The organism is Streptococcus hongkongensis (assembly GCF_053206145.1).
The window spans coordinates 80,986-93,761 of the sequence record NZ_JBRUGD010000005.1 but is presented as its reverse complement, the minus strand read 5'-3'; the positions used below and the strand labels follow the sequence as shown (position 1 = coordinate 93,761).

Below are 12,776 nucleotides of genomic sequence, written 5' to 3'. Positions count from 1 at the left end.
ACCACGTTTGAAATTTATTTCAACTATAATTTTAACTTTGAAATTTATTTTAACTCTTGATTGACATAAGCTGCTAATATTTCAGAGAAAATTGAAAACTGCAGCCGGTTATCCATCTGATAGAATTCACCACTGGTATTGGTTAATTGTTGTAAATTTGAAGGCAAAACAAATAAATGGTCAGCATAGTCACGAACATAGGGATTATCAACCATAGTTAAGATAATAATTTTCGCACCAACTTTTTTAGCTGCAATAAATAATTCTTGAAAATCTTTATTTCCAGAAACCGTATAGAATATCAAAACATCATCTGGCCTTAAATTGCGAGCCAGATAAAGCATCTTGGTCTTACTGGTGATACTTTCTGTATAGACATCCTGGTAAAGCAAAAGATAAACCATCTCCTCAGCCCGCAATCCTGAACTCCCTATTCCGAGAATTCTGACCCGACTGGCTTCAAGAATAATTCGTACCACTTGCAGTAAATCCTCTTCTCTTAGATGTCCTTGTATGATGTCAAGTGTATCACGATAGTTAGATAAAACTTGATCACGAACCGTCGCGCCTTCTGCTTGCTCCTTACCTGGTTTATCCTTGGCATAATTTTCCAAGTCCATTTTGAAATCGGCTAAGCCTTTATAGCCAATTTTTTGAGCAAGACGAACCAAAGCAGCTGGTGAGGTATTCATTAGCTTAGCTGCGCCTTGTACACTATTTTCCGTTAAAAACTCAGGATTTTGTATTAAATAATTAGATATTTTCTTATCTGTTTTCGTCAGATTTGTAAATTGAACAGATATACGTTCTTTAAAGTCCATGTCTTCTCCGTAGTCATTTGATACTAAAATAGTATCATCTCTTGGAAGTAAAAGAAAGGAAAAAACCACTTAAAATACTGTTTAAGTGGTTTTTCTGATTATTGACCAGCTACTAATTTAGCTAAAGCAAAATTTCCTAGAGTAGCGGAGCCATTTTCCGCAATTGCTGGTGTGACAATGTAACCTTTCAAGTCTGGGACTGGTAGGTAGCCCTGCATTAATTCCTCAAAAGCCTGATGAACCCGAGTCACCATATGGGACTGGGCCATTACACCACCACCAAAAACGATGATTTGCGGACGGTAGAGCATGGTTGCCTGCAGTGCGGCCTGAGCAATGTAGAAAGCCTGAACATCCCAAACAGCTGAATTTTCCTCAATCAGCTCGCCACGAATGCCAGTTCTTGCTTTCAAACTTGGACCTGCGGCCATGCCTTCTAAGCAACCTTTGTGGAATGGGCATACGCCAGTAAAGTTAGTTTCAATATCATTAGAATGAGCCATGACGTAGGTATGACCAGCTTCGGTGTGGCCAAGGCCCCCGATGAAATGGCCATCCTGAATAGCTCCGGCACCAATACCAGTTCCAATGGTATAGTAAACTAAGCTATCAACACCATTACGTACCAGCATTTCACCATATGCCGAACTGTTAACATCAGTTGTAAAATAAACAGGAACTTGCAAGGCTTCTTTAATTTTACCAAGTAAATCGACATTAGCCCAGTTTGGTTTCGGGGTTGTTGTGATGTAACCATAAGTTTCTGAGTTGTCATCTATATCAATTGGCCCAAAAGAACCAATAGCAAGTCCTACCAAGTCTTCTTTAAAGTCTTGGAAAAAAGCAATGGTTGCAGCAATTGTCTCTTCTGGACTAGTTGTCGGAAATTGGCTTTTAGCAACAATTTCTAAGTCATCATTACCAACGGCACAAATAAATTTTGTTCCGCCAGCCTCTAGACTACCATATAAATTTGCCATTTTTTCTCCTTCTGTAAAGCGTTTTCTTCTTTATATTATAGGTGTTTCAAATAGGTTAATCAAGCTATTATTTACTTTTCTTAAGATACAATCTTAGTTTTAATAATAATAAAAGGCTAGTCTCCTAGCCCACTTATTATTTTACAGTCAAGATTTTTTGACTTGTCGTCAGAGCATATGTAGCAAGGATATTCACATCTGAATAATCTGCCGTATTAGTTACAATGACCATTGTTGTATCATCAAGACCTGCTGAAGCAATTCGAGCCGAATCAAAATGACCTAACAAGGCGCCTTTTTGAACCTTTTGACCAACTTTAACAGCTGGTTTAAAGCCATCGCCAGCCATTGAGACTGTATCAATACCAATATGAATAAGTACTTCAGCACCTAAATCAGATTTGATAGCAAAAGCGTGACCAGTTTCAAAAGCAACTTCAACTGTTCCATCAACTGGAGAATAAACTGCATTACCACTTGGTTTCACTGCAATACCTTTACCCATTGCACCAGATGAGAATACTGGATCAGACACTTGATCAAGCGCTTGGTAAGTACCTGAAAGTGGACTAACAATTGTTTCTTCTTTTAAACTTGATTGTGCACTCTCAGCAATTGGAGCTTGTGTTTCAGATGATAACGCAACAATTTCTGTTGCTTCCTCTTCTTTGTAACCCCAAACATATGAAATCGCAAAGGCTACTGATAAGCCTGTCAAAAGCGTAATAATATATGGAACTAATTGTCCGTTTAAGTAAAGTAATGTACCTGGTAATACAGTGATACCAAAACCAGTACCGGCAATTTTGAAGAGACCAGCAACCCAACCAGCTACGGCACCACCGAGTAAACCCGAGACAAATACTTTTGGATAACGTAAGTTAACCCCAAAGATAGCTGGCTCTGTAATCCCTAGTAAAGCAGAAAGTGTTGAAGGGAAAGCTAACCCTTTAAGTTTAAGAGATTTTGTTTTAACACCAACAGCTAATGTTGCTCCTGCTTGTGCTGCAGTTGCTGCTGTTAAGTAAGCATTAAATGGATCTTTTCCTGTATTAGCAATTAATTGTGCTTCGAGAAAGTTAAAGATATGGTGAATACCAGTTACAACGATTAATTGTTGGATACCACCGACAATCAAACCAGCAATACCAAATGGTAAATGTAATACTGCTTGCGTACCAGCTAAAACAACATTTTCAAGAGAATGGAAAACTGGACCGATGACAAAGAGTCCTAGGGCACTCATAATAGCAAAGGTTAAGAATGGCGTAGCTAATAAGTCCAAAGCTTCTGGTACTTTTTTATGCAACCATTTTTCAAATTTAGCCCCAACCAAACCAACAAAGAAAGCTGGAAGCACTGTCCCTTGGTAACCAACAACTGGAATAAAACCAAAGAAGGTTAAAGGTTTAACATCCCCACCTGAAGCAACAACCCAAGCATTTGGCAACTCATTTGAAACAAGCATCAAACCGAGAACAATACCAATCAGAGGATTTCCACCAAAAACGCGGAAGGCTGACCAAGCAACTAATGCAGGCAAATAAACAAAAGCTGTATCAGTAAGGATACGTGTATACATTAAGAAGTTTTCACCGTAATGATGAATACCGAACAGTTCCATAATAGTAGGTTGTGTAACTAAACCACGAACCCCCATGAACAAACCAGTCGCTACAATTGCAGGAATAATTGGAACAAAAACGTCACCAAAAGTACGGACAGCGCGTTGGAACATGTTACCTTGTTGAGCAGCTTCTGCTTTTTGTTCGCCAGTTGATGCTGTCGGTAAACCAAGAGCCACTACTTCATCATAAATTTTATTGACCGTACCAGTACCAAAAATCATTTGATATTGACCTGAGTTGAAAAAGGCACCTTTAACTTTTTCAATGTTTTCAGCTTTCTCTTTATCAATCTTGTTTTCATCAATAACCATGACACGTAAACGCGTTGCACAGTGTGCGACACTTTTTACATTTTCACGACCACCAATTGCATCAATGACTTCTTTTGCAATTTGTTTATTGTCCATTCTGCAAAAATCTCCTTTTATTTTTAAGTGAAACCGTTTCACCTCTTGCTTAATATTTTAGCATGTCAAAAATACATGTCAAGCGTTTGACATATATTTTTTTATTTCTCTATTTATTGTTGATTTTACAAAGGAAAACGTTTAATATAATAGTGTAGAGTAAAACGAAAGAGAGCCTCAAATGGAATTACCAAAAGAAGTCCGTTATAAAACTTATGATCAATGGACAAAAGCGGAAATTGAAAAAATAGAAGAACGTATCAGTCAATCTCCTTGGCACTGCAACTATCATATTGAAGCAAAAACAGGCTTATTAAATGATCCTAATGGCTTTTCTTATTTTGATGGCCAATATCATCTTTTCTATCAAAATTGGCCATTTGGCGCAGCTCATGGATTAAAACAGTGGGTTCACATGGTATCGAAGGATCTCGTAAACTTTACCGAGACAGGAACCAAATTGTTACCAGACCATGCAAATGATAGTCATGGTGCATACTCAGGTTCAGCCTACGCTATTGACGAAAAACTTTTCCTCTTTTATACAGGTAATGTGCGGGATCAAGATTGGGTACGCCACCCCTTACAAATCGGAGCCTTCATGGATAAAAATGGAAAAATCGAGAAATTTAACCATGCTTTGATTGAGCAACCAGAAGACACTACTGATCATTTTCGTGATCCTCAGATTTTCCAATATCAAGAGCAGTTTTATGCCATTATCGGTGGTCAAAACCTCAACAAAAAAGGCATTATTAAACTCTACAAAGCTGTTAACAACCAAGTCGACAGCTGGAAATTCGTCGCTGACTTGAATTTTGATAATAGTGGAACAGCCTATATGATTGAGTGCCCAAACTTAGTTTTTGTCGATGGTAAGCCAGTGCTCATCTTTAGTCCACAGGGCTTATCACGACAGGTGTTAAACTACGCCAACATCTACCCTAATACTTATCAAATCTTCGAGTCATTCGACCCTGAAAATGGAAAATTAATTGGTCCAAGAAAACTTGAAAACTTAGATTTCGGTTTTGAAGCATATGCTACCCAGGCTTTTAATAATCCTGATGGGAAAGCATTAGCTATTTCCTGGATTGGCTTACCTGATATCAATTATCCAAGTGATCAATTTGATTACCAGGGCGCTCTAAGTTTAGTCAAAGAGTTACATATCAAAGATGGACAACTTTATCAGACACCTGTTGATGCCATCACATCCCTTAGAGGGGAGGCACAAGCTTTTGCCGATAAAGCCAGTAGTTCAAATACTTATGAATTAGAACTGCAAGTTCCTGCAAATCAAGTGACTGAGTTAAAGGTTTTTTCAGATGGAAAAGGACGCGGCTTAGTGCTAACAATTGATACCAAGTCTGGTCAATTAAGCCTGGATAGAAGTCAGGTTGGCCAACAATATGCTACTGATTTTGGGACGATCAGAACTTGCCAAATCCCTCAAGAAGATGTTACACTTAATATCTATCTTGACAAGTCGACAATTGAAATTTTTGTTAATCAAGGAAATCAAGTTTTAACAAGTCGCGTCTTCCCTTCAAAAGAGGAATCTGGCATTTCAATTATCAAAGGTCAAGTTTCAGGTAATTACTATGAAATGAGGAAATAATTTTGGTTGCAAAATTAACTGATGTTGCAGAATTAGCAGGTGTTAGTCCAACAACTGTCTCACGTGTCATCAATAAAAAAGGCTATCTTTCTCAAAAAACCGTTGATAAGGTAAAAGAAGCTATGAAAGAATTAGGCTACCAACCTAATAATCTAGCTAGAAGTTTACAAGGAAAATCAGCCCAATTAGTTGGTTTAATTTTTCCCAATATCAGTAATATTTTTTACGCAGAGCTAATTGAATATCTGGAAATCGAACTGTTTAATCATGGTTATAAAGCAATTATTTGTAATAGCCAAAGCAATCCTCAAAAAGAAAAAGAATACCTAGAAATGTTGGCTGCAAATCAAGTAGACGGTATTATTTCTTCTAGTCATAATTTGGGTATTGAAGACTACGAACGTGTTGAAGCTCCTATTGTTGCTTTTGACCGAAATTTAGCTCCCAAAATCCCAATTATTTCATCTGATAATTTTCAAGGCGGAATCTTAGCCGCCCAAACTCTGCAAAAGTATAACTGCCAAAAAATGATTATGATTACAGGTAATGATAATTCTGACTCACCAACTGGTCTGAGACAATTAGGTTTTTCATACCAATTGAAAAAGAGTGCTGAAATCATCAGATTACCTAACAATTTATCGACTATCCGACGAGAAATGGAAATCCGATCAATCTTATCCACTAGACAGCCAGATGGCATCTTTGCTTCTGATGATTTGACAGCTATTTTAATTATGAAAGTTGCCAAAAAACTAGGTTTAGCAGTCCCCGAAAATGTTAAATTAATCGGCTATGATGGAACTGCTTTTATTGAAAATTATTTCCCACAATTAACCACTATCAAGCAACCCATTGAAGAAATTGCTAAATTATCCATTGAGATTTTAATCAAAAAAATAAAGCAAGAAAAAACCAGTAAAGATTACATCTTACCGATTACTCTTCTACCTGGATCAAGCATCTAAAAAAGACTGAAGCTAATGCTTTAGTCTTTTTTAGTATCATCTGTTTCAGTCACAAATTGGCTGAGTAAGCCATTTACAAATTTTGCAGATGTTTCATCAGAATATTTTTTGGCAATCTCAATGATTTCATTCAAAGCAACCCGGTCTGGTGTTTCATCAAAATATTTGATTTCATAAAGACCTAAACGTAACATTGTTTTATCTGATAAAGTAAGTCGTTCAATTGACCAACCTGTTTTAAGGTTTTCTGTGATTAATTGATCCAATTCTGCTTTATGGTCATTAACACCATTTACTAAGTTTAATAAGAAGGCTGGAATATCAGATTTCTCGTCTTCTTCAATAACCTTATCATAATCATAGGCAAATTGAGAGGCTTCTAAGAATTCTCCACCAAGTTCCATATTAAACAAAGCTTGAAAAGCGCGCTCCCGTAAATCACGTCTCGAATTTTGAAAACTCTTAGTCATCCAAAAAATCCTCATCGAATAATGATTTCATATCCGGTTTTGGTGTTTTTTCTGGAACAATACCTTCTACATGAATGTTAACAGCTGAAAGTATCACTTCTGCCATATCATATACAGCAGCTTTAACTGCTTTTTGAATAGCAACTGAAACCGTTGGCACTTTCACACCATATTGTAGATACACATAGATATCTGCAGTAACAGTTCCGTCTTCTTCTGTACGGAGATAAACACCTTTACCAAGGCTAGCTTTATTAAAACTATCTGCCATTTTTTTGTTATGTAGTGAATGAACGCCATCAACTTGTGTTGTAGCAATCCCAGTAATCACTTCTAGAACGCGTGGTGAAATAACAATTTCACCAATATTTTCACTAATCATAGCATTTCCTTTCTGTTCTCAACTAATGGTTGACAAGCTATTAGGCACGAGAAACGTATGTACCTTCTGTTGTGTTGATAACAAGTTTTTGTCCAGCTTCGATAAAGTCTGGAACGTTAACCACAAGTCCTGTTTCAAGAGTTGCAGGTTTACCTGATCCAGTAACTGTTGCACCTTTAATAGATGGTTGCGTTTCAGCAACTGTTAATTCAACTGTAGTTGGTACCGTTACACCGATTACTTCATCTCCGTAGAATTGAATTTTTACATCTGAATTTTCAAGAATGTAAAGCAATTCTTGCTCAACATTTGCTACAGGAATTTCATATTGATCATATGTATCTGTATTCATGAAGTAAGCTGTATCATCCATTTTATATAAATATTGAGCTGGGACAGTTTCAATAATTGCTTGTTCGAATTTTTCATCAGGACGGTAAGTTGTATCAAAAGTTGATCCTGTACGTACATCACGTAATTTCATACGCATGATTGTATTACCTTTACCTGGTTTGTGGTGACTTGCATCAAGAACACGAATCAATTTACCTTCAGCCTCAAAAGTCATACCTGCTCTAAGCTTACTTGCTTCAATCATTATTATTACCTCTTACTAAAATATTTATCAACCCATTTTAACACAAAAACAGACTATTCTCAAATCTTTTATGCCTACTTCAGTTTATGTCTAGCCCTAGGTTAACTAAGGTAGAATGACTTCTCCGATTATTTTATCTCTTGACCACCCAAAGTGATTTCTGGCACATCATGTTGCTGATAGATAACACCTTTTTTCTCCATCAACTCAATTGCAAAAGGGTGCGGTCTATAGTGAGCTTTATAAGTAATCGTTTTGACTCCTGCTTGTAGCAGTGCTTTGGTACAATTAATGCACGGAAAATGAGTCACATAAAGCTCCGTCCCATCGGTTGAAATCCCTTCCTTAGCACACTGAATTAAGGCATTCATTTCAGCATGAACAGTCCGTATACAATGACCATCCTCCATATAATGACCTGCTTCACTGCAATTATCTGTTGCTGAGACACCACCGTTATAGCCAGTTGCGATGATTCTATTATCCTTAACCAAAACAGCCCCGACAAATGCTCTGTCACAGGTTGATCGCTTTGAAATAAGTTCAGCATTAGCCATAAAGTAATCTTGCCATGATAATCTTTTTTCCATCTTTTTCCTCTTTCACATTGCAGAGCTGATTAGTTTATCACAATCAATTCCTTTGGTGCTAGTGTTAAAACTTGGCAACCATCTTCAGTTAGCACTAAATCATCCTCAATCCGTACACCGTAGAGATTATCTAGATAGATACCAGGCTCGTCAGTGACTACCATTCCTGCTTGCAAGACCTTATCGCTTTTGGCAAAAAATGGATTCTCGTGAATGTCAAGACCAATGCCATGTCCAATCCCGTGTGTGAAGTTGGGACCATAGCCAGCACTTGTAATTATCTCACGTGGTATCCGGTCGAAGTCCGTGTATGTCATGCCAGCACGCGCTTTATCAATTAAAGCCTTATTAGCCTCTAAAGTAATCTGGTAAATTTCTTTTTCTTGGTCTGTTGTTTGCCCAATATGAATTGTCCGGGTCATATCACTGACGTAATGGTCGTAGTAACACCCAAAATCCATGGTCAAACTGTCGCCACTTTCAATCACTTTATTGCTAGCACGACCATGTGGCATCGCAGAACGCGGGCCAGAGGCTGCAATCGTCTCAAAGGAAGTTCCTGAAGCCCCATAATGACGCATCCGAAAATCAAGGAAGTTTGCCACGTCCACTTCTCTCGTTTTACCTGGTTTGATATAATCAAGTACATCACTAAAGGCTTTGTCTGAGATGGAACAAGCTTTGGCAATTGTCGCAATTTCACTGCTATCTTTGATCAAGCGTTGCTCTTCAATAAATCCTGACTGATGCTGTAAAGTTATGTTGTGAAAGACCTCTTGAAGTTGTTGGTAAAAAAGAAAACTAATATCATCTTCAAAGGCTAAGTTTTGGCACTTATCTGCCTGTAAAATGGCTAATATCTCTTTTAAGGGTGTCCGGCTTTCAATAATATCAAAATGCTTAACCTTGTCTTTAGCTATCAATGTATATCTAGCATCAGTAATAAAAATGCTTCTTTTTGGGGTAATCAAAAGCGTCGCCGCTGTTCCAGAAAAGCCAGTTAAATAATAAATATTTTTGAGATTTGTAATCAAGATAGCTTCTAACTGATCACTTACTAAACGATTTTGTAAAGTCGCTAAACGACTACTTAAAAAGTTTTCCATTTTTATTCTCCTGTACACATTACTTCCCTCTAGTTTACCATGATTTATGGGCATTTGAAAGTTATCGTCAATCCTTTTATATAATATATGTTTCATCATTATTTGGGTTAACAAAAAATACTTCTCAATGTGGTGTTAGTACTTGAAAACTCTTGTTTTCAAGTACGGGGAATTTTTTAGACCTAGGCTAAAAAATTAGGCATAGAATTTCTTCGAAAGTCGTTGCCTTCCCTCATCACATAAGAAAAGTATATGAATTATCAATTTCTAGTTATTTACTTCAAATCCAATTTTTCTTTCAAATAATAACCTGTATAGCTCTCTTTAACTTTGGCAATATCTTCTGGCGTACCAGTCGCAATAATCTGTCCACCGCCAACACCACCTTCCGGACCAAGGTCAATAATATGGTCCGCTGATTTAATGACATCAAGATTATGTTCAATCACAAGAACAGTATTGCCTTCATCAACAAAGCGTTCTAAAACAGTCAAGAGACGTGCAATGTCGTCAGTGTGAAGACCAGTTGTTGGCTCATCTAAGATATAAAGACTCTTACCTGTTGACCGTTTGTGTAACTCTGAAGCCAACTTCATCCGTTGCGCTTCACCACCAGAAAGGGTTGTCGCTGGTTGACCAAGAGTAACATAACCTAGACCAACATCCTTAATCGTTTGAATCTTACGAGCAATCTTCGGAATAGCTGAGAAGAATGGCAGAGCATCATCAACAGTCATATCTAGGATTTGAGCAATATTTTTCTCTTTATAATGAACTTCTAAAGTCTCTGAATTATAACGTCGGCCATGGCAAACTTCACACGGAACATAGACATCAGGTAGGAAATGCATTTCAATCTTGATAATCCCATCACCAGAACAGGCTTCACAACGTCCGCCTTTGACATTGAAGGAAAAGCGCCCCTTCTTGTAGCCACGGATCTTAGCTTCATTGGTCTGTGCAAACAGATCACGGATATCATCAAAGACCCCCGTATAAGTGGCCGGATTTGAACGTGGCGTCCGACCAATTGGACTTTGATCAATATCAATCAAGCGTTCAATATGTTCCGTTCCTTCAATGGATTTGTGCTTACCCGGCTTCTCAGAATTACGATTGAGTTTTTGCGCCAGCGCCTTTTTCAGAATGGAATTAATTAGCGTAGATTTTCCTGATCCGGAGACACCGGTCACAGCAATAAATTTGCCTAAAGGGAATCGAACATCAAGGTTTTGCAAGTTATTTTCACTGGCCCCCTTTATTTCAATAAAACGACCATTGCCCTTACGACGTTCTAAAGGTACAGGAATTGATTTCTTACCAGACAAATACTGACCTGTAATCGATTTTCGATTGCGAGCTACTTGTTTTGGCGTACCTGAAGCAATGATTTGACCACCGAACTCACCGGCCCCTGGACCGACGTCGATCAACCAATCAGCCTGCATCATGGTATCTTCATCGTGTTCAACAACAATCAAGGTATTCCCCAAATCACGCATTTTCTTTAAGCTATCAATGAGGCGATCGTTGTCTCTTTGGTGGAGACCAATCGATGGCTCATCCAGAATGTAGAGCACTCCCGATAGGTTAGAACCGATTTGCGTTGCTAGTCGAATCCGCTGACTCTCCCCACCAGACAGGGTTCCCGAAGCACGAGAAAGGGTCAGATAATTAAGACCAACATTATTTAAGAAGGTCAGACGATCATGAATTTCTTTGACAATTGGCTTAGCAATGGTTGACTCATTTTCCGTCAATTGTAATTGTTCAATATACTCAAGATGATCAGCAATTGATAATTCTGACAATTTCCCAATATTTAAACCGTCTTCACCGCCGACATGCACGCAAAGAGCTTGGTCATTGAGACGGTAACCGTGACAGGTTGTGCATTTAAGAGCATTCATATAAGCACGCATGACATTACGTGTATACTCACTATTAGTTTCATGATAGCGACGGTTGATATTGGTAATAACACCTTCAAAAGCAATATCAATATTACGTTCACCACCAAAATCATTGACATAGTGGAAATGGAATTCCTTATCACCTGAACCATAAAGGATAATCTCTTTTTCCTCATCTGAAAGCTCTTGATAAGGCGTATCCATGCTAATCCCAAAAGCTTTCATGGCTTGTTCAAGCATGGTTGGATAGTAATTGGAAGAAATGGGATTCCAAGGTGCTAAGACTCCTTGCGCTAGCGTCAAACTAGGATCAGGAATAACGAGATCTAAATCGACTTCCAACTTAATTCCCAAACCATCACAGGTCGGACATGAACCAAACGGTGCATTAAATGAAAAGAGACGAGGTTCCAATTCTGGAACAGTAAAACCACAGACAGGACAAGAGTAATGTTCTGAAAAGAGCATTTCATTGCCATCCATAGTATCAATTACCAGATAGCCATCCCCTAAACGAAGGGCTGCTTCTACTGAGTCAAAAAGACGACTTCTGATGCCATCTTTATTGACCAAACGGTCAATAACCACTTCGATATCATGCATTTTACTCTTAGATAATTCCGGAACTTCTGAAATATCATAGATATCCCCATCAACCCGAACACGCACATAACCATCTTTTTGAATTTTTTCAAAAATCGACTTATGTTGCCCCTTCTTACGACGTACAATTGGTGACAAAATCTGCATTCTTGTCCGTTCTGGCAATTCTAAAACCTGCTCAACAATCTGTTCAACAGATGAAGCCGTAATAGCTCCATGCCCATTGATACAGTATGGCGTGCCAACACGCGCATAAAGTAGGCGCAAATAGTCATTGATTTCCGTCACAGTCCCCACGGTTGAGCGTGGATTTTTACTGGTTGTTTTTTGGTCAATGGAAATAGCTGGGCTTAAGCCATCAATTGAGTCAACATCAGGTTTCTCCATGTTACCTAAAAATTGGCGTGCATAAGCCGAAAGACTCTCCACATAACGGCGTTGTCCCTCAGCATAGATGGTATCAAAAGCCAAACTAGACTTCCCAGAACCAGATAACCCCGTCACAACAACCAGCTTATCCCGAGGAATCTCGACATCTATATTTTTTAAATTGTGAGCCCTAGCTCCATGAATAATTAATTTATCTTGCATGTGATAGTGCTTGTCAGCACACCTCCCTTGAAATTTCTTATATTATACCAAAATTTTAAGAGATAGCTGACTGAAAAGATTGCCTATACTTTGTGCAA

The 12,776-nt window shown here is 38.2% G+C and carries 11 protein-coding genes; 2 read left to right on the top strand and 9 right to left on the bottom strand.

Translation table 11 applies throughout. The features are described from left to right. Positions 1–44: 44 nt before the first annotated feature. The 3 genes from ACVRZD_RS04375 to ACVRZD_RS04365 all read right to left on the bottom strand — a co-directional run bounded on the left by ACVRZD_RS04375 (position 45) and on the right by ACVRZD_RS04365 (position 3,836). The gene (locus ACVRZD_RS04375) at positions 45–821 is read right to left on the bottom strand and encodes a MurR/RpiR family transcriptional regulator (RefSeq protein ID WP_037624871.1); all 777 of its coding nucleotides are present in this window, start codon (positions 819–821) and stop codon (positions 45–47) included. A 98-nt stretch (positions 822–919) separates the two neighbouring features. Continuing rightward, a complete protein-coding gene (gene scrK / locus ACVRZD_RS04370) occupies positions 920–1,801 on the bottom strand; it encodes a fructokinase ScrK (protein WP_037624869.1) in 882 nt (293 codons plus the stop codon). A gap of 136 nt (positions 1,802–1,937) precedes the next feature. Further along, positions 1,938–3,836, bottom strand: coding sequence for a sucrose-specific PTS transporter subunit IIBC (locus tag ACVRZD_RS04365; RefSeq protein WP_037624866.1), 1,899 nt, complete (start codon positions 3,834–3,836; stop codon positions 1,938–1,940). 181 nt (positions 3,837–4,017) lie between these two features. Between ACVRZD_RS04365 and ACVRZD_RS04360 the strand changes: the two genes are divergently transcribed. Together ACVRZD_RS04360 and ACVRZD_RS04355 are read left to right on the top strand one after the other, a co-directional pair. Further along, entirely contained in the window at positions 4,018–5,457 is a 1,440-nt protein-coding gene (locus ACVRZD_RS04360; protein ID WP_447450297.1) for a sucrose-6-phosphate hydrolase, read from the top strand. 2 nt (positions 5,458–5,459) lie between these two features. Next, positions 5,460–6,425: a LacI family DNA-binding transcriptional regulator gene (locus ACVRZD_RS04355; RefSeq protein WP_037624865.1), complete on the top strand. Its 966-nt coding sequence runs from the start codon at positions 5,460–5,462 to the stop codon at positions 6,423–6,425. A 20-nt stretch (positions 6,426–6,445) separates the two neighbouring features. Here ACVRZD_RS04355 and nusB read toward each other — a convergent pair whose 3' ends face one another. The 6 genes from nusB to uvrA form a co-directional block, all read right to left on the bottom strand. Further along, positions 6,446–6,895: a transcription antitermination factor NusB gene (gene nusB, locus ACVRZD_RS04350; protein WP_037624864.1), complete on the bottom strand. Its 450-nt coding sequence runs from the start codon at positions 6,893–6,895 to the stop codon at positions 6,446–6,448. After that, positions 6,888–7,277: an Asp23/Gls24 family envelope stress response protein gene (locus ACVRZD_RS04345; RefSeq protein ID WP_037624863.1), complete on the bottom strand. Its 390-nt coding sequence runs from the start codon at positions 7,275–7,277 to the stop codon at positions 6,888–6,890. Before ACVRZD_RS04345 ends, nusB begins: the two co-directional genes overlap by 8 nt. Before the next feature lie 40 nt (positions 7,278–7,317). Further along, on the bottom strand, positions 7,318–7,875 hold the full coding sequence (gene efp, locus ACVRZD_RS04340; protein WP_037624862.1) for an elongation factor P: 558 nt from the start codon (positions 7,873–7,875) through the stop codon (positions 7,318–7,320). A 128-nt stretch (positions 7,876–8,003) separates the two neighbouring features. Then, the gene (locus tag ACVRZD_RS04335) at positions 8,004–8,465 is read right to left on the bottom strand and encodes a deoxycytidylate deaminase (RefSeq protein WP_037624861.1); all 462 of its coding nucleotides are present in this window, start codon (positions 8,463–8,465) and stop codon (positions 8,004–8,006) included. 29 nt (positions 8,466–8,494) lie between these two features. Further along, the gene (locus ACVRZD_RS04330; protein ID WP_037624858.1) at positions 8,495–9,571 is read right to left on the bottom strand and encodes a M24 family metallopeptidase; all 1,077 of its coding nucleotides are present in this window, start codon (positions 9,569–9,571) and stop codon (positions 8,495–8,497) included. 275 nt (positions 9,572–9,846) lie between these two features. Beyond that, on the bottom strand, positions 9,847–12,678 hold the full coding sequence (gene uvrA / locus ACVRZD_RS04325; protein WP_447450296.1) for an excinuclease ABC subunit UvrA: 2,832 nt from the start codon (positions 12,676–12,678) through the stop codon (positions 9,847–9,849). Positions 12,679–12,776: the final 98 nt, after the last annotated feature.

Bases quoted from the DNA above. Each gene is read 5' to 3' on its own strand.
- ACVRZD_RS04375 (WP_037624871.1), bottom strand. From the start codon at position 821: ATGGACTTTAAAGAACGTATATCTGTTCAATTTACAAATCTGACGAAA.
- scrK (WP_037624869.1), bottom strand. From the start codon at position 1,801: ATGGCAAATTTATATGGTAGTCTAGAGGCTGGCGGAACAAAATTTATT.
- ACVRZD_RS04365 (WP_037624866.1), bottom strand. From the start codon at position 3,836: ATGGACAATAAACAAATTGCAAAAGAAGTCATTGATGCAATTGGTGGT.
- ACVRZD_RS04360 (WP_447450297.1), top strand. From the start codon at position 4,018: ATGGAATTACCAAAAGAAGTCCGTTATAAAACTTATGATCAATGGACA.
- nusB (WP_037624864.1), bottom strand. From the start codon at position 6,895: ATGACTAAGAGTTTTCAAAATTCGAGACGTGATTTACGGGAGCGCGCT.
- ACVRZD_RS04345 (WP_037624863.1), bottom strand. From the start codon at position 7,277: ATGATTAGTGAAAATATTGGTGAAATTGTTATTTCACCACGCGTTCTA.
- efp (WP_037624862.1), bottom strand. From the start codon at position 7,875: ATGATTGAAGCAAGTAAGCTTAGAGCAGGTATGACTTTTGAGGCTGAA.
- ACVRZD_RS04335 (WP_037624861.1), bottom strand. From the start codon at position 8,465: ATGGAAAAAAGATTATCATGGCAAGATTACTTTATGGCTAATGCTGAA.
- ACVRZD_RS04330 (WP_037624858.1), bottom strand. From the start codon at position 9,571: ATGGAAAACTTTTTAAGTAGTCGTTTAGCGACTTTACAAAATCGTTTA.
- uvrA (WP_447450296.1), bottom strand. From the start codon at position 12,678: ATGCAAGATAAATTAATTATTCATGGAGCTAGGGCTCACAATTTAAAA.